Source organism: Mesorhizobium sp. (genome assembly GCF_965229135.1).
In the GTDB taxonomy this organism is placed as follows: Bacteria; Pseudomonadota; Alphaproteobacteria; order Rhizobiales; family Rhizobiaceae; genus Mesorhizobium.
Genome location: NZ_OZ245860.1, coordinates 1,089,933 through 1,115,536, shown reverse-complemented (window position 1 = coordinate 1,115,536; position 25,604 = coordinate 1,089,933). Strand labels below are relative to the sequence as shown.

General features: G+C 61.7%; 26 protein-coding genes. 21 read left to right on the top strand and 5 right to left on the bottom strand.

Going from position 1 to position 25,604, the window contains the following annotated elements; all coding sequences use genetic code 11:
* The first annotated feature begins 345 nt into the window (after positions 1-345).
* The 8 genes from secE (at position 346) to rpoC (ending at position 12,480) form a co-directional block, all read left to right on the top strand.
* Positions 346-549 (top strand): preprotein translocase subunit SecE, encoded by a 204-nt coding sequence (gene secE, locus ACO07C_RS05435; protein ID WP_013531408.1) that lies wholly within the window; start codon positions 346-348, stop codon positions 547-549.
* 27 nt (positions 550-576) lie between these two features.
* Positions 577-1,104 (top strand): transcription termination/antitermination protein NusG, encoded by a 528-nt coding sequence (gene nusG, locus ACO07C_RS05430; RefSeq protein ID WP_027028826.1) that lies wholly within the window; start codon positions 577-579, stop codon positions 1,102-1,104.
* Positions 1,105-1,280: 176 nt separating this feature from the next.
* Positions 1,281-1,709: a 50S ribosomal protein L11 gene (gene rplK, locus ACO07C_RS05425; RefSeq protein WP_027027738.1), complete on the top strand. Its 429-nt coding sequence runs from the start codon at positions 1,281-1,283 to the stop codon at positions 1,707-1,709.
* A 4-nt stretch (positions 1,710-1,713) separates the two neighbouring features.
* Positions 1,714-2,412 carry a 50S ribosomal protein L1 gene (rplA, locus tag ACO07C_RS05420; RefSeq protein WP_421913183.1) on the top strand — a complete coding sequence of 233 codons (699 nt, stop codon included), beginning with the start codon at positions 1,714-1,716 and terminating at the stop codon, positions 2,410-2,412.
* A 395-nt stretch (positions 2,413-2,807) separates the two neighbouring features.
* A complete protein-coding gene (gene rplJ, locus ACO07C_RS05415; RefSeq protein ID WP_292575287.1) occupies positions 2,808-3,326 on the top strand; it encodes a 50S ribosomal protein L10 in 519 nt (172 codons plus the stop codon).
* Between the two features lie 54 nt (positions 3,327-3,380).
* Positions 3,381-3,758 carry a 50S ribosomal protein L7/L12 gene (gene rplL / locus ACO07C_RS05410; RefSeq protein WP_421913182.1) on the top strand — a complete coding sequence of 126 codons (378 nt, stop codon included), beginning with the start codon at positions 3,381-3,383 and terminating at the stop codon, positions 3,756-3,758.
* A gap of 254 nt (positions 3,759-4,012) precedes the next feature.
* Positions 4,013-8,149, top strand: a complete 4,137-nt coding sequence (rpoB, locus tag ACO07C_RS05405) for a DNA-directed RNA polymerase subunit beta (protein ID WP_421913181.1) — start codon at positions 4,013-4,015, stop codon at positions 8,147-8,149.
* 134 nt (positions 8,150-8,283) lie between these two features.
* Positions 8,284-12,480 carry a DNA-directed RNA polymerase subunit beta' gene (gene rpoC / locus ACO07C_RS05400; protein WP_421913180.1) on the top strand — a complete coding sequence of 1,399 codons (4,197 nt, stop codon included), beginning with the start codon at positions 8,284-8,286 and terminating at the stop codon, positions 12,478-12,480.
* A 146-nt stretch (positions 12,481-12,626) separates the two neighbouring features.
* Here the strand turns inward: rpoC and ACO07C_RS05395 are convergent, their stop codons facing one another.
* Positions 12,627-12,839 carry a helix-turn-helix domain-containing protein gene (locus ACO07C_RS05395; RefSeq protein ID WP_421913179.1) on the bottom strand — a complete coding sequence of 71 codons (213 nt, stop codon included), beginning with the start codon at positions 12,837-12,839 and terminating at the stop codon, positions 12,627-12,629.
* A gap of 10 nt (positions 12,840-12,849) precedes the next feature.
* Positions 12,850-13,428 (bottom strand): DUF2975 domain-containing protein, encoded by a 579-nt coding sequence (locus tag ACO07C_RS05390; RefSeq protein WP_421913178.1) that lies wholly within the window; start codon positions 13,426-13,428, stop codon positions 12,850-12,852.
* A 100-nt stretch (positions 13,429-13,528) separates the two neighbouring features.
* Between ACO07C_RS05390 and ACO07C_RS05385 the strand changes: the two genes are divergently transcribed.
* Positions 13,529-13,927 (top strand): chlorophyllide reductase, encoded by a 399-nt coding sequence (locus ACO07C_RS05385; RefSeq protein ID WP_421913177.1) that lies wholly within the window; start codon positions 13,529-13,531, stop codon positions 13,925-13,927.
* 85 nt (positions 13,928-14,012) lie between these two features.
* Here ACO07C_RS05385 and ACO07C_RS05380 read toward each other — a convergent pair whose 3' ends face one another.
* From ACO07C_RS05380 to ACO07C_RS05370, 3 genes are all read right to left on the bottom strand, one after another.
* Entirely contained in the window at positions 14,013-14,936 is a 924-nt protein-coding gene (locus ACO07C_RS05380; RefSeq protein WP_421913176.1) for a Gfo/Idh/MocA family protein, read from the bottom strand.
* Positions 14,937-15,012: 76 nt separating this feature from the next.
* The gene (locus ACO07C_RS05375) at positions 15,013-16,125 is read right to left on the bottom strand and encodes a PLP-dependent cysteine synthase family protein (RefSeq protein WP_421913175.1); all 1,113 of its coding nucleotides are present in this window, start codon (positions 16,123-16,125) and stop codon (positions 15,013-15,015) included.
* A 52-nt stretch (positions 16,126-16,177) separates the two neighbouring features.
* Positions 16,178-16,459 (bottom strand): transcriptional regulator, encoded by a 282-nt coding sequence (locus tag ACO07C_RS05370; protein WP_421913174.1) that lies wholly within the window; start codon positions 16,457-16,459, stop codon positions 16,178-16,180.
* A 485-nt stretch (positions 16,460-16,944) separates the two neighbouring features.
* Here ACO07C_RS05370 and rpsL point away from each other — a divergent pair, with 485 nt between their 5' ends.
* From rpsL to rpsC, 12 genes are all read left to right on the top strand, one after another.
* Complete coding sequence (gene rpsL / locus ACO07C_RS05365; RefSeq protein ID WP_006333356.1) at positions 16,945-17,316, top strand: 30S ribosomal protein S12; 372 nt, start codon at positions 16,945-16,947, stop codon at positions 17,314-17,316.
* Positions 17,317-17,373: 57 nt separating this feature from the next.
* A complete protein-coding gene (gene rpsG / locus ACO07C_RS05360) occupies positions 17,374-17,844 on the top strand; it encodes a 30S ribosomal protein S7 (RefSeq protein ID WP_008875664.1) in 471 nt (156 codons plus the stop codon).
* A 29-nt stretch (positions 17,845-17,873) separates the two neighbouring features.
* On the top strand, positions 17,874-19,964 hold the full coding sequence (gene fusA, locus ACO07C_RS05355; protein ID WP_421913173.1) for an elongation factor G: 2,091 nt from the start codon (positions 17,874-17,876) through the stop codon (positions 19,962-19,964).
* Positions 19,965-20,064: 100 nt separating this feature from the next.
* Complete coding sequence (gene tuf, locus ACO07C_RS05350) at positions 20,065-21,240, top strand: elongation factor Tu (protein WP_013895701.1); 1,176 nt, start codon at positions 20,065-20,067, stop codon at positions 21,238-21,240.
* 69 nt (positions 21,241-21,309) lie between these two features.
* On the top strand, positions 21,310-21,618 hold the full coding sequence (gene rpsJ, locus ACO07C_RS05345; protein WP_006205468.1) for a 30S ribosomal protein S10: 309 nt from the start codon (positions 21,310-21,312) through the stop codon (positions 21,616-21,618).
* 60 nt (positions 21,619-21,678) lie between these two features.
* On the top strand, positions 21,679-22,392 hold the full coding sequence (gene rplC / locus ACO07C_RS05340) for a 50S ribosomal protein L3 (protein ID WP_421913172.1): 714 nt from the start codon (positions 21,679-21,681) through the stop codon (positions 22,390-22,392).
* Positions 22,392-23,012, top strand: coding sequence for a 50S ribosomal protein L4 (gene rplD, locus ACO07C_RS05335; RefSeq protein ID WP_354458991.1), 621 nt, complete (start codon positions 22,392-22,394; stop codon positions 23,010-23,012). Before rplC ends, rplD begins: the two co-directional genes overlap by 1 nt.
* Positions 23,009-23,302 carry a 50S ribosomal protein L23 gene (locus ACO07C_RS05330; protein WP_023757976.1) on the top strand — a complete coding sequence of 98 codons (294 nt, stop codon included), beginning with the start codon at positions 23,009-23,011 and terminating at the stop codon, positions 23,300-23,302. The genes rplD and ACO07C_RS05330 overlap by 4 nt, the downstream gene beginning before the upstream one ends.
* Positions 23,303-23,325: 23 nt before the next feature.
* Entirely contained in the window at positions 23,326-24,159 is an 834-nt protein-coding gene (rplB, locus tag ACO07C_RS05325; protein WP_015317983.1) for a 50S ribosomal protein L2, read from the top strand.
* Positions 24,160-24,175: 16 nt separating this feature from the next.
* Positions 24,176-24,454 (top strand): 30S ribosomal protein S19, encoded by a 279-nt coding sequence (rpsS, locus tag ACO07C_RS05320; protein ID WP_006205463.1) that lies wholly within the window; start codon positions 24,176-24,178, stop codon positions 24,452-24,454.
* A gap of 2 nt (positions 24,455-24,456) precedes the next feature.
* Positions 24,457-24,846: a 50S ribosomal protein L22 gene (gene rplV / locus ACO07C_RS05315; protein ID WP_006205462.1), complete on the top strand. Its 390-nt coding sequence runs from the start codon at positions 24,457-24,459 to the stop codon at positions 24,844-24,846.
* The gene (rpsC, locus tag ACO07C_RS05310; protein ID WP_421913171.1) at positions 24,846-25,580 is read left to right on the top strand and encodes a 30S ribosomal protein S3; all 735 of its coding nucleotides are present in this window, start codon (positions 24,846-24,848) and stop codon (positions 25,578-25,580) included. The genes rplV and rpsC overlap by 1 nt, the downstream gene beginning before the upstream one ends.
* The last annotated feature ends 24 nt before the right edge of the window (positions 25,581-25,604 follow it).

The window sequence follows — 25,604 nt, the reverse complement described above, 5'->3', positions numbered from 1 at the left end:
AAGACATGATTCCTGCGCGCAGGCCTTTGAAAATTGGCAACCCGCTTGCCATATTAGGCCGACTGAGGCATAAGAGCCCCATAGCCGGGACGGGACGACTGGATGGTTCCGAGGCGGCGTTTGGTCATAAAGCGAGCACTTGCCACTTGCGTGGATCAAGAATCGGTTTTATGTAGACGAAACAGACACGCGACGCGTGGAGCTGGGAACCCGGCTTTACGCGTCTGATTTGCATGGGCGGAATGGTTGCGCTGATTCGGCGTAAACGCAAACCCAGGCGGCACGTCCCGGCCAGCGGGATCATCCAGGAGATCCGGCCAACGGATCTTGAAGACAGAGCGGCATATGGCGTCGAAAACCACAAATCCTTTCGTCTTTCTCCAGCAGGTTCGCGCGGAGACCGCCAAGGTGACTTGGCCGTCGCGGCGCGAGACGATGATCTCGACGGTGATGGTTCTGGCCTTCGCTGTGATTGCGATGATCTTTTTCTTCACCGCCGATCAGCTCATGGGCCTTGCGGTCGAACAGATTCTGGGCATCGGACGCTAAGTCCGGCGATTACGGAGAAGTCTTGAAATGACCGCGCGCTGGTACATCGTCCACGCCTATTCGAATTTTGAAAAAAAGGTTGCCGAGGACATCGTCAACAAGGCCAAGCAGAAGGGCTTGTCCGCTGACATTGAGCAGATCGTCGTGCCGACCGAGAAGGTCGTCGAAGTTCGTCGCGGCCGCAAGGTCGATGCCGAGCGCAAGTTCTTTCCGGGTTACGTGCTCCTGAAGGCGAACCTGACCGACGCGGTTTTCTCGCTCGTCAAGAACACGCCGAAGGTCACGGGTTTCCTGGGCGATTCGAAGCCTGTGCCGATCACCGAGGCCGAGGCGCAGCGAATCCTGAACCAGGTGCAGGAAGGCGTCGAGCGGCCGAAGCCTTCGGTCACGTTCGAAATCGGCGAGGCGATCCGCGTTTCGGATGGTCCCTTCGCGTCGTTCAACGGTTTCGTCCAGGAAGTGGACGAGGAGCGCGCGCGGCTCAAGGTGGAAGTTTCGATCTTCGGGCGCGCCGTGCCTGTGGATCTGGAGTTCGGTCAGGTCGAAAAGGGCTGATCCGAAAATTCCTGGCGCCCTTCGGGTGTCAGGTGAGGCGGCGTCGAAGGGCGTGGCCTCGAGAGCGGTGGGAGACGAGTGTGGCTTTAGCCGGCCGCATGGATCGAACCACCAGACTGCAACCGCCGGTGTTGTCCCAGATAGCGGGGCCGGCATGAGAAGAGGCAGGAAAAGAGATGGCTAAGAAAATTGCAGGCCAGCTCAAGCTCCAGGTCAAAGCGGGATCGGCAACGCCGTCTCCGCCGATCGGCCCGGCGCTTGGTCAGCGTGGCATCAACATCATGGAATTCTGCAAGGCGTTCAACGCGCAGACCCAGGAAATGGAAAAGGGATCCCCGGTCCCCGTCGTCATCACCTACTATCAGGACAAGTCGTTCACCTTCGTCATGAAGACGGCTCCGGTGAGCTACTTCCTCAAGAAGGCGGCGAACCTGACGGCTGGCTCCAAGGAGCCGGGCAAGGTCAAGGCTGGCACCGTTTCGCGCGAAAAGGTTCGCGAGATCGCCACCGCCAAGATGAAGGATCTGAATGCAAACGACGTCGAGGCGGCCATGCGCATGGTCGAGGGCTCCGCCCGCTCGATGGGTCTGGAAGTGGTGGGCTGAGATCATGGCAAAGATTGCAAAGCGTGTATCGAAGTCCCGCGAAGGCATTGATCCCAACAAGGCTTATGCCCTGGGTGATGCCCTGAAGCTGCTCAAGGATCGTTCCTCGGTGAAGTTCGACGAGACCGTCGAAGTCGCCATGAACCTCGGTGTTGACCCCCGTCATGCCGACCAGATGGTCCGTGGCGTGGTCAACCTGCCGAACGGTACCGGCCGTACCGTGCGCGTCGCCGTGTTCGCACGCGGCGACAAGGCCGAGGAAGCCAAGGCCGCTGGTGCCGACATCGTCGGTGCCGAGGACCTGGTGGACATCGTCCAGAAGGGCACGATCGATTTCGATCGCTGCATCGCCACGCCGGACATGATGCCGCTCGTCGGTCGTCTGGGCAAGGTGCTCGGCCCGCGCGGCATGATGCCGAACCCGAAGGTCGGCACCGTGACCACCGACGTCGCCGCCGCCGTCAAGGCGTCCAAGGGTGGCGCCGTGGAGTTCCGCGTCGAGAAGGCGGGCATCGTGCACGCCGGCGTCGGCAAGGTCTCGTTCGACGTCAAGGCTCTGGAAGAAAACGTCCGCGCTTTCGCCGATGCCGTGAACAAGGCAAAGCCGGCTGGCGCCAAGGGCAACTACGTCAAGAAGGTGTCGGTCACCTCGACGATGGGCCCGGGCCTCAAGCTCGACGTTTCGACGCTCACCGCGTCCTGATGAGATCGACCTGGGTCGGCCCGCGACAGGGCTGATCCGCAAGAATTCCGGACCTCTGAATTGTTTCGGAGGCCCGGTGCCGGAAGTCGAAAGGCTTCCGGACATCCTGTCCGAGATTGCAGGCGGCCCAAAAGCCTTAATTCATGTGGGCCTGCATGAGACGGGTGAAGACCCGACAACGGAGCGGAATGCTCCAATGAAAGGTTCGAACCGTGTTTGCCTTTTGTCTGCGCATCGACGGCCTGGCCGTGGGTGTGGCGAAAGGGGGCAGGATCCTCGAGCGTCGTTCGGGAGATCCGTTACTGGATGGCCCGGCCGGCAAAAGGCAACCCGACGCCTGTCCTCGTGAATGAGATGTTCTCATTGGCAGGATTGGGGTCAACTGGAGATAGGCAGTGGACAGAGCGGAAAAACGCGAACTCGTCACGGGCCTGAACGAAGCGTTCGGAAACGCCGGTTCAGTCGTCGTGGCCCACTATGCCGGTATCACCGTCGCGCAAATGAACGACCTTCGGTCGAAAATGCGCGCCGCCGGTGGCACCGTTAAAGTCGCGAAGAACCGTCTCGCCAAAATCGCTCTTCAGGGCACGGACTCCGCATCGATCATCGATCTGTTCAAGGGACAGACGCTGATTGCTTATTCGGAGGATCCGATTGCGGCGCCTAAGGTCGCGTCCGATTTCGCCAAGGGAAATGACAAGCTTGTCATTCTCGGTGGCGCGATGGGCACGACCTCGCTCAACGCCGACGGTGTGAAGGCTCTCGCCACACTCCCGTCGCTCGACGAGCTGCGCGGCAGGCTGGTTGGCATGATCGCCACACCGGCAACCCGGATCGCCCAGATCGTCAATGCGCCGGCGGCTTCGGTCGCGCGCGTCATTGGCGCTTATGCCCGGAAGGACGAGGCGGCATGAGGCCGTTCCTCGCTATCACAAACACACGTTCGAACCTTATGAAGGAATACTACAATGGCTGATCTCGCAAAGATCGTAGACGACCTTTCGAAGCTGACCGTCCTCGAGGCGGCCGAGCTGTCGAAGCTTCTGGAAGAAAAGTGGGGCGTTTCCGCCGCTGCTCCGGTGGCTGTTGCCGCCGCTGGTGGTGGTGCGGCCGCTGCTGCTCCGGTCGAAGAGAAGACCGAATTCGACGTCGTCCTGACGGACGCCGGCGCCCAGAAGATCAACGTCATCAAGGAAGTGCGCGCTATCACCGGTCTTGGCCTCAAGGAAGCCAAGGATCTGGTCGAAGCGGCTCCGAAGCCGGTCAAGGAAGCCGTTTCCAAGGCCGACGCGGACAAGTTCAAGGCCCAGCTGGAAGCAGCCGGCGCAAAGGTCGAACTTAAGTAAGCGTTTGATTGTTGGCGGGCGGCCTCGCGCCGTCCGCCACTCCCTTTGCGCAAAGGGAGGACGCGTGGCGCGAGACGTACGAGAACCTCTTTCCTGAGGGCCGAGGATCGGCCCTCAGGAAACGGGTTTTCTCCCGTTTTAGCCGGTCGCCGCAGGGCAGCCGGAGAACAGACAGAGGGCCGCCGCCGAGGTGGCTCAGGATGCAAGGCGAGCCGCGGCGAGGCTCGCCCCGAGAATTGAGCTAAGGAGCGACGATGGCCCAGACCCAGACTTTCAATGGCCGCAGACGCGTACGCAAGTTCTTCGGAAAGATCCCGGAAGTTGCGGAGATGCCGAACCTCATCGAGGTTCAGAAGGCATCCTATGACCAGTTCCTGATGGTGGAAGAGCCCAAGGGTGGGCGTCCCGATGAAGGACTGCAGGCCGTTTTCAAGTCGGTCTTCCCGATCTCCGATTTTTCCGGCTCCTCGATGCTGGAGTTCGTGAAGTACGAGTTCGAAGGACCGAAATTCGACGTTGACGAATGCCGTCAGCGCGACCTGACCTATGCCGCGCCGCTGAAGGTGACGCTGCGCCTCATCGTGTTCGATATCGACGAGGATACCGGCGCCAAGTCGATCAAGGACATCAAGGAGCAGGATGTCTACATGGGCGACATGCCGCTCATGACCTTGAACGGCACCTTCATCGTCAACGGCACCGAGCGCGTCATCGTCTCGCAGATGCATCGTTCGCCGGGCGTCTTCTTCGACCATGACAAGGGCAAGTCGCACTCGTCGGGCAAGCTTCTGTTCGCCGCGCGCGTCATCCCCTATCGCGGTTCGTGGCTCGACATCGAGTTCGACTCCAAGGACGTCGTGCACGCCCGTATCGACCGCCGCCGCAAGATTCCGGTGACGTCGCTGCTGATGGCGCTCGGCATGGACGGCGAAGAGATCCTGTCGACCTTCTATAACAAGATCACCTACGTGCGCGCCGGCGACCATTGGCGCATCCCGTTCAACGTCGAGCGTTTCCGCGGCCTCAAGGCTGTAGGCGACCTGGTCGACGCCGATACGGGTGAGGTCGTTGTCGAAGCCGGCAAGAAGATCACCGCCCGCCAGGCGCGTCAGCTCGGCGAAAAGGGTCTGAAGGCGATCAAGGCGACCGACGAGGATCTGCTCGGCAACTACCTGGCCGAGGACATCGTCAACTACGGCACGGGCGAGATCTTCCTGGAAGCCGGTGACGAGATCGACGAAAAGACGCTGAAGGTGTTGCTCGGCACCGGCGAGCAGGAGATCAAGGTTCTCGACATCGACCACGTCAATGTCGGCGCCTACATCCGCAATACGCTCAACGTCGACAAGAACGAGAGCCGCCAGGACGCGCTGTTCGACATCTATCGTGTCATGCGCCCCGGCGAGCCGCCGACGCTCGAGACCGCCGAAGCCATGTTCAACTCGCTGTTCTTCGACAGCGAGCGCTATGACCTGTCGGCCGTCGGCCGCGTCAAGATGAACATGCGCCTCGAGCTCAAGGCCGAGGATACCGTGCGCGTGCTGCGCAAGGACGACATCCTGGCCGTGGTCAGGACGCTGGTCGAACTGCGCGACGGCAAGGGCGAGATCGACGACATCGACAATCTCGGCAACCGCCGCGTGCGCTCGGTCGGCGAGCTGATGGAAAACCAGTACCGCGTCGGCCTGCTGCGCATGGAGCGCGCGATCAAGGAGCGTATGTCCTCGATCGAGATCGACACGGTGATGCCGCAGGACCTGATCAACGCCAAGCCGGCGGCTGCCGCCGTGCGCGAGTTCTTCGGCTCCTCGCAGCTGTCGCAGTTCATGGACCAGACCAACCCGCTGTCGGAGATCACCCACAAGCGTCGTCTCTCGGCGCTTGGACCTGGCGGTCTGACCCGCGAACGCGCCGGCTTCGAAGTGCGCGACGTGCACCCGACGCATTACGGCCGCATCTGCCCGATCGAGACGCCGGAAGGCCCGAATATCGGTCTGATCAACTCGCTGGCGACCTTCGCACGCGTCAACAAGTACGGCTTCATCGAAAGCCCGTACCGCAAGATCGTCGACGGCAAGCTGACCAATGACGTCGTCTATCTGTCGGCGATGGAAGAGGCCAAGCACCATGTCGCGCAGGCCAACGCCGAGCTCGACAAGAATGGCGGCTTCGTTGACGAATTCGTCATTTGCCGCAGTGCCGGCGAAGTGATGATGGCGCCGCGCGAAAACGTCGACCTTATGGACGTTTCGCCGAAGCAGATGGTGTCGGTGGCCGCGGCCCTGATCCCGTTCCTGGAGAACGACGACGCCAATCGCGCCCTGATGGGCTCGAACATGCAGCGTCAGGCCGTGCCGCTGGTGCGCGCCGAAGCGCCGTTCGTCGGCACCGGCATGGAGCCGATCGTTGCCCGTGACTCCGGCGCCGCCATCGGCGCTCGTCGCGGCGGCATCGTCGACCAGGTGGATGCGACGCGTATCGTTATCCGTGCAACCGAAGATCTCGATCCGGGCAAGTCCGGCGTCGATATCTACCGGTTGATGAAGTTCCAGCGCTCGAACCAGAACACCTGCATCAACCAGCGTCCGCTGGTTCGCATGGGTGACCGGGTCAACAAGGGCGACATCATCGCCGACGGTCCGTCGACGGAGCTTGGCGATCTGGCTCTCGGCCGCAACGTGCTGGTCGCGTTCATGCCGTGGAACGGCTACAACTACGAGGACTCGATCCTCTTGTCCGAGCGCATCGTCGCCGACGACGTCTTCACCTCGATCCACATCGAGGAGTTCGAGGTCATGGCGCGCGACACCAAGCTCGGTCCGGAAGAAATCACGCGCGACATTCCGAACGTGTCGGAAGAAGCACTGAAGAACCTCGACGAAGCCGGCATCGTCTATATCGGTGCGGAAGTTCAGCCGGGCGACATCCTGGTCGGCAAGATCACGCCGAAGGGCGAAAGCCCGATGACGCCGGAAGAGAAGCTTCTGCGCGCCATCTTCGGCGAAAAGGCTTCCGACGTACGCGATACCTCCATGCGCATGCCTCCGGGCACCTTCGGCACCGTCGTCGAAGTGCGCGTCTTCAATCGCCACGGTGTGGAGAAGGATGAGCGCGCCATGGCAATCGAGCGCGAGGAGATCGAACGCCTCGCCAAGGACCGCGACGACGAGCAGGCGATCCTGGACCGCAACGTCTATTCGCGTCTTTCCGACGTTCTCGTCGGCAAGGAAGCGATTGCCGGGCCGAAGGGCTTCAAGAAAGGCTCGACGCTGTCCAAGGATACGCTCGACGAGTATCCGCGTTCGCAGTGGTGGCAGTTTGCCGTGGAGAACGAGAAGCTCCAGAGCGAACTGGAAGCCCTGCGTGGCCAGTACGACGACTCCAAGAAGGCGCTTGAACAGCGTTTCATGGACAAGGTCGAGAAGGTGCAGCGCGGCGACGAAATGCCTCCGGGCGTCATGAAGATGGTCAAGGTCTTCGTGGCCGTGAAGCGCAAGATGCAGCCCGGCGACAAGATGGCCGGCCGTCACGGCAACAAGGGTGTCGTGTCGCGTATCGTTCCGGTGGAGGACATGCCGTTCCTCGAGGACGGCACGCATGCGGATATCGTGCTCAACCCGCTGGGTGTGCCGAGCCGCATGAATGTCGGCCAGATCCTGGAAACGCATCTGGGCTGGGCCTGCGCTGGCATGGGCAAGAAGATCGGCGAGCTGATCGACGCGTACAAGGTGGCGGGCGACATCAAGCCGCTGCGCCAGACGCTCGAGAGCTTCATCCCGGCCAACGACCGCAACGAGCCGGTCCGTGAGTATGACGACGAGAGCATTGTTCGCCTCAGCGAGCAGATGCGTCGCGGCGTCTCCATCGCGACACCGGTCTTCGACGGCGCGCATGAGGCTGACATCAACATCATGCTGGAGCAGGCGGGCCTGCACACCAGCGGTCAGTCGCAGCTCTATGACGGGCGCACCGGCGAGCCGTTCGATCGCAAGGTGACTATGGGCTACATCTACATGCTCAAGCTTCACCATCTCGTGGACGACAAGATCCACGCGCGTTCGATCGGTCCTTACTCGCTCGTCACCCAGCAGCCGCTGGGCGGCAAGGCGCAGTTCGGTGGCCAGCGCTTCGGCGAAATGGAGGTCTGGGCGCTGGAAGCCTACGGCGCCGCCTACACGCTGCAGGAAATGCTGACGGTGAAGTCCGATGACGTCGCCGGGCGCACCAAGGTCTACGAGGCGATCGTCCGCGGCGACGACACGTTCGAGGCCGGCATCCCGGAGAGCTTCAACGTGCTCGTCAAGGAAATGCGGTCGCTTGGCCTCAACGTCGAACTCGAGAACACGAAGCTCGACGACAACCCTGTCCGGCTGCCCGACGCGGCCGAGTAAGACTGAAAGGCGCGCGCCGCGGCGGATCGCGGCGCGCATCTGAAATTCCACGGCCATTGGCCGGTACAAGACGGCGGGCGTTTGGCCCGCGCTAGATGCAAGGGGTTTTCGAGGACCCCGAAAAGGAGAACGGCATGAACCAAGAGGTCATGAATCTCTTCAATCCCCAGGCGCCGGCCCAGGTGTTCGATTCCATCCGGATTTCGCTCGCCAGCCCTGAGAAGATTCTGTCCTGGTCGTTCGGCGAGATCAAGAAGCCGGAGACCATCAACTATCGTACTTTCAAGCCGGAGCGCGACGGCCTGTTCTGCGCGCGCATCTTTGGTCCGATCAAGGACTATGAGTGCCTGTGCGGCAAGTACAAGCGCATGAAGTACAAGGGCGTCATCTGCGAAAAGTGCGGCGTCGAAGTCACGCTGTCGCGCGTCCGCCGCGAGCGCATGGGCCATATCGAACTGGCCGCGCCCGTCGCCCACATCTGGTTCCTGAAGTCGCTGCCGTCGCGCATCGGCACGCTGCTCGACATGACCTTGAAGGATATCGAGCGCGTCCTCTACTTCGAGAACTACATCGTCACCGAGCCCGGTCTCACCGCGTTGAAGGAGCACCAGCTCCTCAGCGAGGAAGAGTACATGATCGCTGTCGACGAATATGGCGAGGACAGCTTCACCGCGATGATCGGCGCCGAGGCCATCCATGACCTCCTGGCCGGCATGGATCTCGAGAAGATCGCCGGAGACCTGCGTTCGGAACTGGCTTCGACCACGTCCGAGCTCAAGCAGAAGAAGTATCTGAAGCGGCTCAAGGTCGTCGAGAACTTCATGGAATCCGGCAACCGTCCGGAATGGATGATCATGAAGGTGGTTCCGGTGATTCCGCCGGACCTGCGCCCGCTCGTCCCGCTGGATGGCGGACGTTTCGCGACGTCCGACCTCAATGATCTCTATCGTCGCGTCATCAACCGCAACAACCGTCTGAAGCGGCTGATCGAACTGCGCGCTCCCGGCATCATCGTGCGCAATGAAAAGCGCATGTTGCAGGAAGCCGTCGATGCGCTGTTCGATAACGGCCGTCGCGGCCGAGTCATCACCGGCGCCAACAAGCGTCCGCTGAAGTCGCTGTCCGACATGCTCAAGGGCAAGCAGGGCCGGTTCCGTCAGAACCTGCTCGGCAAGCGCGTCGACTATTCCGGCCGCTCGGTGATCGTGACCGGTCCGGAGCTCAAGCTGCACCAGTGCGGCCTGCCCAAGAAGATGGCGCTGGAGCTTTTCAAGCCCTTCATCTACGCCCGTCTCGACGCCAAGGGTTATTCCTCGACCGTCAAGCAGGCGAAGAAGCTGGTCGAGAAGGAGCGTCCGGAAGTTTGGGATATCCTCGACGAGGTCATCCGCGAGCATCCGGTGTTGCTGAACCGCGCGCCGACGCTGCACCGCCTCGGCATCCAGGCGTTCGAGCCGATCCTGATCGAAGGCAAGGCGATCCAACTGCACCCGCTGGTCTGCACGGCCTTCAACGCCGACTTCGACGGTGACCAGATGGCGGTCCACGTGCCGCTGTCGCTGGAAGCTCAGCTTGAAGCCCGCGTGCTGATGATGTCGACCAACAACATCCTGCACCCGGCTTCAGGCGCACCGATCATCGTGCCGTCGCAGGACATGGTTCTCGGTCTCTATTATCTCTCGATCGTCAACCAGAACGAGCCGGGCGAGGGCATGGTGTTTGCCGACATGGGCGAACTCCAGCATGCGCTTGAGACCAAGGCTGTCACGCTGCACGCCAAGATCAAGGGTCGTTTCCGCACGGTAGACGCCGAAGGCAAGGTCGTGTCGAAGATCCATGACACCACGCCTGGCCGCATGATCATCGGCGAGCTTCTGCCGAAGAACGTCAATGTGCCCTATGAGACCGCCAACCAGGAGATGACCAAGAAGAACATCTCCAAGATGATCGATACCGTCTACCGCCATTGCGGTCAGAAGGAGACGGTCATTTTCTGCGATCGCATCATGGCGCTCGGCTTCAGCCACGCCTGCCGCGCCGGCATTTCGTTCGGCAAGGACGACATGCTGATCCCGGATGCGAAGATCAAGCTGGTGTCGGACACCGAGGCTTTGGCCAAGGAATACGAGCAGCAGTACAATGACGGCCTGATCACGCAGGGCGAGAAGTACAACAAGGTCGTCGACGCCTGGGCCAAGTGCTCGGAAAAGGTCGCCGACGAAATGATGGCCCGCATCAAGGCGGTGGAGTTCGAGGACAACGGCCGTCAGAAGCCGATGAACTCGATCTACATGATGTCGCACTCCGGTGCGCGTGGCTCGCCCACCCAGATGCGTCAGCTCGCCGGCATGCGCGGCCTGATGGCCAAGCCGTCGGGTGAAATCATCGAGACGCCGATCATCTCGAACTTCAAGGAAGGCCTCACCGTGCTCGAGTACTTCAACTCGACCCACGGCGCCCGCAAGGGTCTGGCCGACACCGCCTTGAAGACGGCGAACTCGGGCTACCTCACCCGTCGTCTGGTCGACGTGGCGCAGGACTGCATCGTCAACTCCGTGGATTGCGGCACCGACAAGGGCCTCACCATGCAGCCGATCGTCGATGCCGGTCAGGTCGTTGCGTCGGTCGGCCAGCGCGTGCTGGGCCGTACCGCGCTCGATGACATCAACCATCCGGTGTCGGGTGAGCTTCTGGTCAAGGCCGGAACGCTCATGGACGAACGCGATGTCGAGCAGATCGAGAAGGCCGGCGTCCAGTCGGTACGCATCCGCTCGGCACTGACCTGCGAAGTCAGGGTTGGCGTCTGCGCGGTCTGCTATGGACGCGATCTGGCGCGCGGCACCCCGGTCAACCAGGGCGAAGCCGTCGGCGTCATCGCGGCGCAGTCGATCGGTGAGCCGGGTACCCAGCTCACCATGCGTACCTTCCACATGGGCGGCACGGCGCAGGTGGTGGACTCTTCGTTCCTTGAAGCCTCGTATGAGGGCAAGGTCGAGATCCGCAACCGCAACGTGGTTCGCAACTCCGACGGCCAGCAGATGGTCATGGGCCGCAACATGGCGGTTCTGATCCTCGACGAGGCCGGCAAGGAGCGCGCCACGCACCGCGTCACCTACGGTTCGCGCATCTTCGTTGATGATGGCGACAAGGTGAAGCGCGGCCAGCGTATCGCCGAGTGGGATCCCTATACCCGTCCGGTCCTCACCGAAATCGAGGGCAGGGTGGCGTTCGAGGATCTGGTCGACGGCATTTCCGTGCAGGAAACGGCCGACGAGTCGACCGGCATCACCAAGCGTGAGGTCATCGACTGGCGCTCGACGCCGCGCGGCAACGACCTCAAGCCGGCGATCGCCATCCAGGACGCCAAGGGCAAGGTCGGCAAGCTGTCGAAGGGCGGCGATGCCCGCTTCCTGCTCTCGGTCGAGGCCATTCTCTCGGTCGAGCCGGGTGCACAGGTTCGCCCCGGCGACGTGCTGGCGCGTATCCCGATGGAAAGCGCCAAGACCAAGGACATCACCGGTGGTCTGCCGCGTGTTGCCGAGCTGTTCGAGGCACGTCGTCCGAAGGATCACGCCATCATCGCCGAGATCGATGGCACGATCCGCTTCGGCCGCGACTACAAGAACAAGCGCCGCATCATCATCGAGCCGCATGACTCGACGCTTGAGCCGGTCGAATACCTGATCCCGAAGGGCAAGCCGTTCCATCTCCAGGACGGCGACGTCATCGAGAAGGGCGACTACATCCTCGACGGCAATCCCGCGCCGCACGACATTCTGGCCATCAAGGGCGTGGAGGCGCTTGCGTCCTACCTCGTCAACGAGATCCAGGAAGTTTACCGCCTGCAGGGCGTGTCGATCAACGACAAGCACATCGAAGTGATCGTTCGCCAGATGCTGCAGAAGGTCGAGATCACCACGCAGGGCGACTCGACCTACATCCCGGGAGACCACGTCGACGTGATCGAACTGGAAGAGGTCAACGAGCGTCTGGTCGAGGACGGCAAGAAGCCGGCCGAAGGCCTGCCGGTGCTGCTCGGCATCACCAAGGCCTCGCTGCAGACGCCGTCCTTCATCTCGGCCGCGTCCTTCCAGGAGACGACCCGGGTGCTGACCGAAGCCGCGGTTGCCGGCAAGACCGACATGCTGCAGGGTCTGAAGGAAAACGTCATCGTCGGCCGGCTGATCCCGGCTGGTACGGGCGGCACGATGAGCCAGATCCGGCGCATCGCCACCTCGCGCGACGAGCTGATCATCGACGAACGCCGCAAGGCGTCCGGCGTCGAGATCGCCGAGCCGATGCTGGCCGATATGACGACCGCCGCGCAGTAAGCGCGGCGGCCAACGCAATCCCGGGAGAAACCGTTCTCTGGGAATTGCGTCAGGATAAAAATATAGGGCGGTCGTTTCCGTGAACGGCCGCCTTGAAATCTCAGGCAACGAGGCCGTCGGGGTAACCCGGCGGCTTTTTTGTTGCGTTATTCGGGTGGTTTCTCGAACCGCAGCAGATCGCCTGGCTCGCAGTCGAGATACTCGCAGATACGCTCCAGCGTATCGAACCGGATGCCCTTGACCTTTCCCTGCTTCAACAAGGAGAGATTGGCCTCGGTGATGCCGACATGCTCGGCCAGATCCTTGGACTTCACATTGCGTTCGGCGAGGACGACGTTGAGCCTGACCCGTATGGGCATGAGCGGATCCTCAGATGAACTGCGCATTTTCGTCGGCAAGGGCCGCGGCCTCGGCCAACACCCAGGCGATGACGGCAATTATGCCGGCCGCCAACAGCGCGAGCATCGTGTCGCTCCCAAAGCCAAGGGCCAGGCGATGCTGGCCAGCGGGTGCGTCTGAACTCAGAAGGACAGACAGCGCCGCCGCCGAAAATGGCTTCAGCAACGCGGATGCGAGCAGGCCCAGGGCAAAGTCCCGCAGGCCCTTCACCGCATCCCGGCCAAAGAAACGTCCGGCCGCGAACGCACCAAAGCAGCGCCTTGCGGACATCAGCGCCACTATCAGGCATGCAAGGGGGATGAATGAGATCGCAAATCCCGCGGCTCTTCTCCCGATACCCAGACCTGCCAGCCATTCCGGCGGCATCTGCGCGTCCGCAGCGATAGAACTAGGGGATGATGAAAACCAATAGAAGAGAAGCCCGGCAGCCAGAAGCACCGCCAGAAGAATGCAGCCTCTCGCCAGGGCGAGGCTGAAAAGCCGGATGCGGTTCAACCTCGATAGGCGGTTGGGGTCGGAGGCTGTGGCCGTCACGGTGAAGTCGGTCATGGGGTATCTCGCGAGGCAGAAAATAATTATTGTTTTACAATAATAAATTTATGCGTAATGATGCATTCTGTCAAGATGACATTCCAGACAGGAGAATTCGATGCGTTCCTTCGTACACCAGATTGCCGTTGCGGCTATTGGCGCCATGGTGGCGTCCGCACTGCCCATTGCCGCCTTTGCCCTTCCGTCGACCGCGAAGGGGCAGGTCTCTGTCGGACAGGTCATGGAGATGATCGCCAAGGCCGATTCGAGCCCGATGGCGAAGCAGACATTGGTTGCTTATGTCTCCGGGGTAGGGGAAGCGGCCAGTGTGATCGTCGATACGATCGGCGGATCGCATATGGTCTCTTGCAAGACCGCGCTCCGGTTGGATACCGGGAGCATGCGCGCCGCCCTTGAGACGGGCGCGTCCAGTCGGAGCAACTGGTCCGAAACGCCGGCAACGCCGTTGATCGTCGCCGACATGGTGAAACGCGCTGGCTGCCGGATCAAGGATTGAGACAGCCAATCCGCTGAGAGCGGTCACGCCACTGCCTCAGCCGTGAACGCCGCACGAAGCGAGTGCGGCGTTCCGTTGTCGCCGCCTAGTCGAAAAACGCCGCGACCACATTGCGTTTGCCGAGCATGAAGGCGTCGGCGACATGTTGCAGAGGTGCGAGATCGACGTCGGAGATACCCGCGCGCACGATTTCGGCGAAGCGCTTGTAGAGCATCGGGTACTCTGCTTCCGGTTCATCATGCACGACATGGCCATCGACGATGAGCTTGGAACCACCACCAGAAAGCACCATGGCGCCCTTGTCGGTATCGGCCAGGATGTCCCAGCTTTGTGGACCTGTCTGGAGCCAGTCGAGGTCCATCGTCACCGGCAATCCATTCGAGGTGCGGAAGTTCACTTGCGCTGCCACCGGGGCCTCACGGTTTTCGGGGAAATCGAGAACCGCGGAGGTAATGAACATTGCCGGCAGGATATAGGTCGCGATTGATAGCGCGTTGATGCCGGGATCGAACACGCCAAAGCCGCCAGGCTGCCAGATCCAATCCTGGTTCGGGTGCCAGCGACGCACATCTTCCTTCCAGTTGATGGCGGCCGACCTGATCCTGGTCGAACCGAGGAAGGTGAGCGCGGCCTCAACCGCCGGCGCATAGCGTGAATGCCAGCTGGCGAACAATGAGACGCCGTTCGCGGCCGCCAGTGCCTTCAGATCCTCGACCTCGCTGACAGTTGCGCCGGGCGGCTTTTCCAGGAAGACATGCTTTTTCGCCAGCAGGGCAGTCCGCGCTGCGTCATAGCGGAACTGTGGCGGCATGCAGAGTGAAACGGCTTCGAGTTCAGGCGCTGCGTCGAGCATGGCCTCGATAGTCGGGAAGTTGGAGATCCCGTCGACCTTTCCATGCCGGCTGGCGGCGGCAAAGAGGCTGTAGTTCGGGTCTTTCGCCAGGGCCGGCAGGTGCTGGTCGCGCACGATCTTGCCGACGCCGACGATGCCTATCTTGATGGGGGACACGGGCGCTCCGTCTGTTGATTTGATGGGATTTCTTAGCAGAACACTCGGCCCGGACAAGCGGCAGGCGTGCGGTATCTCAGCCCCAGCTTTCCTCGAACTGCAGCGTCAGTCTTTCGCCGGCCAGAAAGGATTCGATCGCCGGCTCGAAAGGCGAGGGGTCAAGACCGTTCGCCTTCAGCCATTCGTCGGAATAATAGGTGTTGGCATAGCGCTCGCCGGAATCGCAGATCAGCGTCACCAGCGAGCCTGCCTCACCGTTCTCGATCATGCGCGCCGCCTGGAAACACATGGCGATGAAGTTGGTGCCGGTCGATCCGCCGACGCGGCGACCCAGACGGCGCGACAGCACCCGCATTGCCGCGAGCGACACCGCATCGGGCACCCGCAGCATGTGGTCGATGACCCCCGGTACGAAGGATGGCTCGACGCGCGGCCGGCCGATGCCTTCGATGCGCGACGGCTGCTCGCAGCGGCACTTGGCATTTCGCGTTGCAAACCCATCAAAGAAGGCGGAGCGCTCGACGTCGGCGACCGACAACCTTGTCGCATGACGCTTGTAGCGAATGTAGCGGCCAATCGTTGCCGTGGTGCCGCCGGTACCGGCGCTCATAACCACCCAGGCCGGGATGGGATGCGGCTCTTCGCGCATCTGCCCGAAAATGGACTCGGCGATATTGTTGTTGCCGCGCCAGTCCGTCGCGCGCTCGGCATGGGTGAACTGGTCCATGAAGTGGCCGCCAAGTCTCGCGGCAAGTTCGGCGGATTCGGCGTAGATGTGCCGGCCATCATCGATGAAGTGGCAATTGCCGCCATGATGCTCGATCGCCGCGACTTTTTCAGGCGAGGTCGTGCGCGGCATCACCGCGTAGAACGGAACCCCGATCATGCGGGCGAAATAGGCTTCCGACACCGCGGTCGACCCCGACGATGCTTCCACGACCGCCGCATTCTCGCGGACATGGCCATTGCATAAGGCGTAGAGAAAGAGAGAGCGCGCCAGTCGATGCTTGAGGCTGCCGGTGGGATGAGTCGATTCGTCCTTGAGATAGAAGTCGATGCCGGCCAGTGCCGGCATGTCCAGCTTCCACAGATGGGTGTCGGCTGAACGATGCTGGTCCGCCTCGATCGCGGCAACCGCCCGGTCAGCCCAGGCGCGGGATTCTGGTTTCGCCGTTCTCAAGTTGGCCATGGTGCCTCCGATTGGCCGGTTCGGATCGGCCTGACCCCGATTTGGTTCGGCTTCAGAGGGGGACGTCAAAGGTTACTATCGACACTTCTCCCTCGAGCGCGCCTTGAAAAGCCGACAGATGAGGCTCATCGTCGGGCTCGCCGTCCATGTCGCCGATCTGGTCGAGTTCCGCCTCGGCATAGCCTTCAGCCGCCAGCGATTCGAGTGCCCGGCGCACCGCCGAATCGTCATCGGGAGCGATGAGCATGACGTGCACGCCTTCCGGCTTGCCGCCTTTTCGCTTCCACACCCGGCCGGTGATGATGGTAACCGGGCGCTCCTCATTGTCGTTCACGTGCTGATTCCTCATTTTTGCTAAAGAGACTGGGCGGGCCAGGGGATTTGAGGTGTTCATGCCGCCTTTTCGCATGAAGCATCGCCTTGCAACAGTCGAAAGCCGGTCACTTTCTTCCTCCTGCTTGCAAAATGGCGAAAGAAAATTACATGCGTCTTATGCATGGCTGCCACGCTTCGGATTGAGCGCAATATTTGGCGCTCCGGGGTTGACGGTTCGCGGTGTTGCGGGTAGAAGCCGGCCAGTCAGAACCGATGTGAGGCTCTCCCTTCCGAAGCGACACGCTTTGGAGTTTGCCTCAAACAGGGTTCACTTTACGAGCGAAAAGACATTTCCGGCGCGCATGAAGCGGCTTCCGCTTCCTCTGCCAATTGTTCGGGCAAGACCGCGAGGCGCGGTTTATGGCCCGAATTTGCGTATGGAATTGACGCTTTGAGCGGCCCTGACTGGGCACGAGACACGGAATTGAGAGACAAGAGGGTTTAATGCCTACCGTCAACCAGCTGATCCGCAAGCCGCGCATTGCGCCGGTGAAGCGCAACAAGGTCCCGGCCATGCAGCAGAACCCGCAGAAGCGGGGCGTCTGCACGCGCGTCTACACCACGACGCCGAAGAAGCCGAACTCGGCGCTGCGCAAGGTGGCCAAGATCCGCCTGACCAATGGTTTTGAAGTGATTGGTTACATCCCCGGCGAAGGTCACAACCTTCAGGAACACTCGGTGGTGATGATCCGTGGCGGCCGCGTGAAGGATCTTCCGGGCGTTCGCTACCACATCATCCGCGGCGTGCTCGACACGCAGGGCGTGAAGAACCGCAAGCAGCGTCGTTCGAAGTACGGCGCGAAGCGTCCGAAGTAAGATTTTCCGGCCTTGTCGCCCTTTGGCGCAAGGCTACGAGATTGAGAGACAAGAACCATGTCCCGTCGTCACAGTGCAGAAAAGCGTGAGATCAATCCGGATCCGAAGTTCGGCGATCTGATCGTTACCAAGTTCATGAATGCCGTCATGTATGATGGCAAGAAGTCGGTCGCCGAGACCATCGTCTACGGTGCGCTCGACCAGGTCCAGTCGAAGACCAAGCAGGAGCCGGTGACGGTCTTCCATCAGGCGCTCGACAATGTCGCGCCGCATGTGGAAGTGCGTTCGCGCCGCGTTGGTGGTGCGACCTACCAGGTTCCGGTTGATGTGCGCCCCGAGCGTCGCCAGGCGTTGGCCATCCGTTGGCTGATCGCTGCCGCTCGCAATCGCAACGAGACCACTATGGTTGATCGCCTCTCCGGCGAGCTGATGGATGCGGCCAACAACCGCGGCACGGCTGTCAAGAAGCGTGAAGACACCCACAAAATGGCTGAAGCCAACCGCGCTTTCGCGCACTACCGCTGGTAAAGCGCGAACGAGACTGAGAGGCACCTACCATGGCCCGCGAATACAAAATCGAAGACTACCGCAATTTCGGTATCATGGCGCATATTGACGCCGGCAAGACGACGACCACCGAGCGCGTCCTCTATTACACGGGCAAGTCGCACAAGATTGGCGAAGTCCATGACGGCGCTGCGACCATGGATTGGATGGAGCAGGAGCAGGAGCGCGGCATCACCATCACGTCCGCCGCGACCACGACCTTCTGGAAGGGTCGTGATGGCAAGATGCGTCGCTTCAACATCATCGACACCCCCGGCCACGTCGACTTCACCATCGAAGTGGAGCGTTCGCTGCGCGTTCTCGACGGCGCCATTGCTCTGCTCGATGCCAATGCCGGCGTTGAGCCGCAGACGGAAACCGTCTGGCGCCAGGCCGACAAGTACCGCGTTCCGCGCATGATCTTCTGCAACAAGATGGACAAGATCGGCGCTGATTTCTATCGCTCTGTCGAGATGATCGGCTCGCGCCTCGGTGCGCAGGCTGTTGTCATGCAGCTGCCGATCGGCGCCGAGACTGAGTTCAAGGGCGTCGTCGACCTCGTCGAGATGAATGCGCTTGTCTGGCGTGACGAGACGCTGGGTGCTGCCTGGGACGTCGTTGAGATCCCTGACGACCTCAAGGCTCGCGCCGAAGAGTACCGCGAGAAGATGATCGAAGCCGCCGTCGAAATGGACGAGACGGCCCTCGAGAACTATCTCGAAGGCAAGATGCCGTCGAATGACGAGATCCGCGCGCTGGTCCGCAAGGGCACCATCGCCGTGAAGTTCTACCCGATGTTCTGCGGCTCGGCCTTCAAGAACAAGGGCGTGCAGCCGCTGCTCGACGCCGTTGTCGAATACCTGCCGTCGCCTGCCGACGTGCCGGCCATCAAGGGTGTCGACGCCAAGACGGATGCCGAGATCGAGCGTCATGCCGATGACAGCGAGCCGCTGTCGATGCTGGCCTTCAAGATCATGAACGACCCGTTCGTCGGTTCGCTCACCTTCGCTCGCATCTATTCCGGCAAGCTGACCAAGGGCACCTCGGTCGACAACACCGTGAAGGGCAAGAAGGAGCGCATCGGACGCATGCTTCAGATGCATGCGAACTCGCGCGCCGACGTCGAGGAGGCTTTCGCTGGCGACATCGTCGCTCTGGCCGGCCTCAAGGACACGACCACCGGCGACACGCTTTGCGATCCGCTGCATCCGGTTATCCTGGAGCGCATGGAATTCCCCGATCCGGTCATCCAGATCGCGATCGAGCCGAAGACCAAGAACGACCAGGAGAAGATGGGCCTCGCCCTTCACCGTCTGGCCGCCGAGGATCCTTCCTTCCGCGTCAAGACCGACGAAGAGTCCGGACAGACCATCATCTCCGGCATGGGCGAGCTTCACCTCGACATCATCGTTGACCGCATGCGTCGCGAGTTCAAGGTCGAGGCCAATGTCGGCGCCCCGCAGGTTGCTTATCGCGAAACCATCACGCGCAAGCATGAGCAGGACTACACCCACAAGAAGCAGACCGGCGGTACCGGTCAGTTCGCTCGCGTCAAGATCGTATTCGAGCCGAACCCGGACAGCAGCGAGTTCCTGTTCGAGTCCAAGATCGTCGGCGGTGCTGTTCCGAAAGAATACATCCCCGGTGTCGAGAAGGGCATCAATAGCGTCATGACGTCCGGCCCGTTCGCCGGCTTCCCGATGATCGGTGTCAAGGCTTCGCTCATCGACGGCGCCTACCACGACGTGGACTCCAGCGTTCTGGCCTTCGAAATCGCCGGCCGCGCTTGCTTCCGCGAAGCTGCACCCAAGCTTGGCGTGCAGCTGCTCGAGCCGATCATGAAGGTCGAGGTCGTAACGCCTGAAGACTACGTCGGCAGCGTCATTGGCGACTTGAACGGCCGTCGCGGCCAGATCCAGGGCCAGGAAGCGCGTGGCGTCGCGGTCGTCATCAATGCGATGGTGCCGCTGGCCAACATGTTCAAGTACGTCGACAACCTGCGCTCGATGAGCCAGGGCCGTGCGGCTTACACGATGCAGTTTGATCACTACGAGCCGGTCCCTACGGCGGTGGCGACGGAAGTCCAGAAGAAATACGCGTAAGGATGCCTGCGCCGCCGGTACCGCGCTCCTTGCGCGTTGCCGGATCTGACAGAGCAAATATCAATTTCCCCAAGCGGGTAGAATAAGACGGAGAACGACAATGGCCAAAGGTAAATTCGAGCGCACTAAGCCTCACGTGAACATCGGCACGATTGGTCACGTCGATCATGGCAAGACGTCGCTGACGGCTGCGATCACCAAGTATTTCGGCGAATACAAGCGCTATGACCAGATCGATGCGGCGCCTGAAGAGAAGGCACGCGGCATCACCATCTCGACCGCGCACGTCGAGTACGAGACGGCCAACCGCCACTATGCGCACGTCGACTGCCCCGGCCACGCCGACTATGTGAAGAACATGATCACCGGTGCGGCGCAGATGGACGGCGCGATCCTGGTCGTGTCGGCCGCCGACGGCCCGATGCCGCAGACCCGCGAGCACATCCTGCTTGCCCGTCAGGTCGGCGTTCCGTCGATCGTGGTGTTCCTGAACAAGGTCGACCAGGTCGATGACGCCGAGCTGCTCGAACTGGTCGAGCTCGAGGTTCGCGAACTGCTGTCGAAGAACGAGTTCCCCGGCGACGACATTCCGATCGTCAAGGGTTCGGCGCTTGCGGCTCTTGAAGATTCCAACAAGACGATCGGCGAGGACGCGATCCGCGAGCTGATGGCTCAGGTCGACGCCTACATCCCGACCCCGGTCCGTCCGCTCGACAAGCCGTTCCTGATGCCGATCGAAGACGTGTTCTCGATCTCGGGCCGCGGCACGGTTGTCACCGGTCGCGTCGAGCGCGGCGTGGTCAAGGTTGGCGAGGAACTCGAGATCATCGGCATCCGTCCGACGACCAAGACGACCTGCACGGGCGTCGAGATGTTCCGCAAGCTGCTCGACCAGGGCCAGGCTGGCGACAACATCGGCGCGCTGCTGCGCGGCGTTGATCGTGAAGGCGTCGAGCGCGGCCAGGTCCTGGCCAAGCCCGGCACCGTGAAGCCGCACAAGAAGTTCGTGGCCGAAGCCTACATCCTGACCAAGGACGAAGGTGGCCGTCACACGCCGTTCTTCACCAACTACCGTCCGCAGTTCTATTTCCGCACGACGGACGTGACCGGCATCGTGTCGCTGCCGGAAGGCACCGAGATGGTGATGCCCGGCGACAACATCACGGTCGATGTCGAGCTGATCGTTCCGATCGCCATGGAAGAGAAGCTGCGCTTCGCTATCCGTGAAGGCGGCCGCACCGTCGGTGCCGGCATCGTCGTCACCATCAAAGAGTAATTTGGACTTAAACCGATCTGTCGCGGGCGCAGGATATGCCCGCGCCGCGCCAGAACAAGGAAGTGACGCATGAACGGACAGAATATCCGCATCCGCCTGAAGGCGTTTGACCACCGGGTGCTCGACGCCTCGACGCGGGAAATCGTATCGACGGCCAAGCGCACCGGCGCAAACGTCCGCGGCCCCATTCCGCTGCCGACGCGGATCGAAAAGTTCACGGTCAACCGGTCGCCTCACGTCGACAAGAAGAGCCGCGAACAGTTCGAGATGCGCACGCACAAGCGTCTGCTCGACATCGTCGATCCGACCCCGCAGACGGTCGATGCTTTGATGAAGCTCGATCTGGCCGCCGGCGTCGACGTCGAGATCAAGCTTTAAGGAACGAGAGCGAGGAAAGGGGCGGTGCCCCTGGCCCGGAACTCTAAAGGAATTGAACCGATGCGTTCAGGTGTGATTGCAAAGAAGGTGGGAATGACCCGCATCTACAACGATGCCGGGGAACATGTTCCCGTCACCGTTCTCCAGATGGAGAACTGCCAGGTCGTGGCTCAGCGCACGCAGGAGAAGAATGGCTACACCGCCGTTCAGCTCGGCGTTGGCCTCGCCAAGGTGAAGAACACGTCGAAGGCGATGCGCGGCCATTTCGCGACCGCTTCCGTCGAGCCGAAGGCGAAGGTCGCCGAGTTCCGCGTGTCGGCCGACAACATGATCGATGTCGGCGCCGAGATCACCGTCGAGCACTTCGTCGCCGGCCAGAAGGTCGATGTGACGGGCACGACGATCGGCAAGGGTTTCCAGGGCGTCATCAAGCGCCACCACATGGGTGGCGGTCGTGCGACCCACGGTAACTCCGTCTCGCACCGTACGCATGGTTCGACCGGCCAGCGCCAGGACCCCGGCAAGGTGTTCAAGGGCAAGCACATGGCTGGTCACATGGGTGACACCCGCGTCACCACGCAGAATGTCGAGATCGTCTCGACCGACGCCGATCGCGGCCTGATCCTGATCCGCGGTGCGGTTCCGGGTTCCAAGGGCGCCTGGATCCTGGTCCGCGACGCGGCCAAGGTGGCACTGCCGGCCAATGCGCCGAAGCCCGCCGCGATCCGCGCCGCTACGAAGAATGAGGCTCCGGCCACAGAGGGAGCGGAATAATGGATCTCAAGATCACAACGCTTGGTGGCAAGGACGCCGGCAAGGTGGAACTCTCCGAGGAGATTTTCGGCCTGGACCCGCGCGAGGACATTCTGCAGCGCGTCGTGCGCTGGCAGCTTGCCAAGCGGCAGCAAGGTACGCACAAGGCCAAGGGGCGCGCTGAAATCGCTCGCACCGGCGCCAAGATGTACAAGCAGAAGGGTACGGGCCGCGCCCGTCACCATTCGGCACGCGCTCCGCAGTTCCGCGGCGGCGGCAAGGCCCACGGCCCGGTCGTTCGCAGCCACGAACACGAGCTGCCGAAGAAGGTGCGCGCTCTCGGTCTCAAGCATGCTCTCTCGGCCAAGGCCAAGAGCGCCTCGATCATCATCATCGATGAGCTGAAGCTGACCGAGGCCAAGACGAAGGCGCTGATCGCGAATTTCGCGACGCTGGGCCTGACCAACGCCCTGGTGATCGGCGGCGCCGAGCTTGACAAGAATTTCAAGCTGGCGGCCACGAACATCCCGAACATCGACGTGCTGCCCATCCAGGGCATCAACGTCTACGACATTCTGCGCCGCGGCACGCTGGTCCTTTCGAAGGCCGCCGTCGAGGCTCTCGAGGAGCGCTTTAAATGACCGACCTTCGTCACTACGACGTGATCGTCTCGCCGGCGATCACTGAAAAGTCGACCATGGCCTCCGAGCAGAACCAGGTCGTCTTCAACGTCGCCAAGAAGGCGTCGAAGCCGGAAATCAAGGCCGCCGTCGAAGCGCTCTTTGGCGTCAAGGTGATGGCCGTGAACACGCTTGTCCGCAAGGGCAAGATCAAGCGCTTCCGTGGCACGGTTGGCCGCCAGAGCGACGTCAAGAAGGCGATTGTGACGCTGGCCGACGGCCAGTCGATCGACGTCGCGACGGGTCTCTGAGCAAGGCCGCGAGGACAACAACAATGGCACTGAAAAAATTCAACCCGGTAACGCCGAGCACCCGCCAGCTGGTCATCGTCGATCGCTCGGGCCTCTACAAGGGCAAGCCCGTCAAGGGTCTGACCGAAGGCCTGACCAAGTCGGGCGGCCGCAACAACCACGGTCGCATCACGGCTCGCTTCATCGGCGGCGGTCACAAGCGTTCCTACCGCATCATCGACTTCAAGCGTCGCAAGTTTGACGTCGTCGGCACGGTCGAGCGTATCGAATACGATCCGAACCGCACCGCCTTCATCGCGCTGATCAAGTATGACGATGGCGAGCTGTCCTACATCATCGCTCCGCAGCGCCTCGCTCCTGGCGACAAGATCGTGGCTGGCGAAGCGGTCGACGTGAAGCCGGGCAATGCGATGCCGCTGGCATCGATGCCGGTCGGCACGATCGTCCACAACATCGAGCTGAAGCCGGGCAAGGGCGCCCAGGTCGCACGGTCGGCTGGTGGTTATGGTCAGCTGGTTGGTCGCGACCAGGGCATGGCGATCCTGCGCCTGAATTCGGGCGAGCAGCGTGTCGTTCACGGTTCCTGCATGGCCACCGTCGGCGCTGTGTCCAACCCGGACCACGGCAACATCAATGACGGCAAGGCCGGCCGCACAGTCTGGCGCGGCAAGCGTCCGCACAATCGCGGCGTGACCATGAACCCGGTTGACCACCCGCACGGCGGCGGCGAAGGCCGCACCTCCGGTGGTCGCCATCCGGTTTCCCCGTGGGGCAAGCCGACCAAGGGCAAGAAGACGCGGTCCAACAAGGCGACCGACAAGTTCATCCTGCGCTCGCGCCATCAGCGCAAGAGCTAAGAAGAGGTAACGCCAAGTGACTCGTTCTATTTGGAAAGGCCCCTTCATCGACGGCTACCTTCTCAAGAAGGTGGACAAGGTTCGTGAAGGTGGTCGCAATGAGGTGATCAAGATGTGGAGCCGTCGCTCCACCATCCTGCCGCAGTTCGTCGGCTTCACCTTCGGTGTCTACAACGGCCAGAAGCATGTTCCCGTTTCGGTGAACGAGGACATGGTCGGTCACAAGTTCGGTGAATTCGCTCCGACCCGGACCTATTACGGTCACGGCGCGGATAAGAAGGCGAAGAGGAAATAATCATGGGCAAGGCCAAAGCTCCGCGCAGGCTTGCTGACAACGAAGCGCGCGCCGTATTGCGCACGATCCGTATCAGCCCGCAGAAGCTGAACCTCGTTGCCGCGCTGATCCGCGGCAAGAAGGTCGCGACAGCACTCTCCGACCTCGAATTCTCGGCCAAGCGGATTTCCGGCACGGTCAAGAAGACGCTGGAATCAGCGATTGCCAACGCGGAAAACAACCACGACCTCGACGTCGATGCTCTGATCGTGGCGGAAGCCTATGTCGGCAAGTCGATTGTCATGAAGCGGTTCCATGCCCGTGGCCGTGGTCGCGCAAGCCGCATCGAGAAGCCGTTCTCGCACCTCACGATCGTTGTTCGTGAAGTCGAAGAAAAAGGGGAGGCCGCATAATGGGCCAGAAAGTCAATCCGATCGGTCTGCGCCTCGGCATCAACCGCACCTGGGATTCGCGCTGGTTCGCGAACACCGGCGAGTACGGCAAGCTGCTGCATGAGGACATCAAGATCCGCAAGTATCTTGAGAAGGAACTCAAGCAGGCCGCGATCTCGAAGGTCGTGATCGAGCGTCCGCACAAGAAGTGCCGCGTCACCATCCATGCGGCGCGTCCGGGTCTGATCATCGGCAAGAAGGGCGCCGACATCGAAAAGCTTCGCAAGAAGCTGATGGAGATGACGAAGTCCGAGACGCACCTCAACATCGTTGAAGTGCGCAAGCCGGAAATCGACGCGACGCTGGTCGCCCAGTCGATCGCTCAGCAGCTCGAGCGCCGTATCGCGTTCCGCCGCGCCATGAAGCGCGCCGTGCAGTCGGCGATGCGCCTCGGTGCCGAAGGCATCCGCATCAACTGCTCGGGCCGCCTCGGCGGCGCCGAAATCGCGCGGATGGAATGGTACCGCGAAGGCCGCGTGCCGCTGCATACGTTGCGCGCCGATGTTGACTACGGCACGGCGGAAGCCAATACGGCTTACGGCATTTGCGGCGTCAAGGTCTGGGTGTTCAAGGGCGAGATCCTCGAGCATGACCCGATGGCCTCGGAGCGTCGTGCGACCGAAGGCGATCATTCGCATGGCGGCGGCGGTGGTGGTGGTGATCGCGAACGCGGTCGTCGTCGCGAAAACGCCTAATACAATTAGGAATTTGGAGTTAGA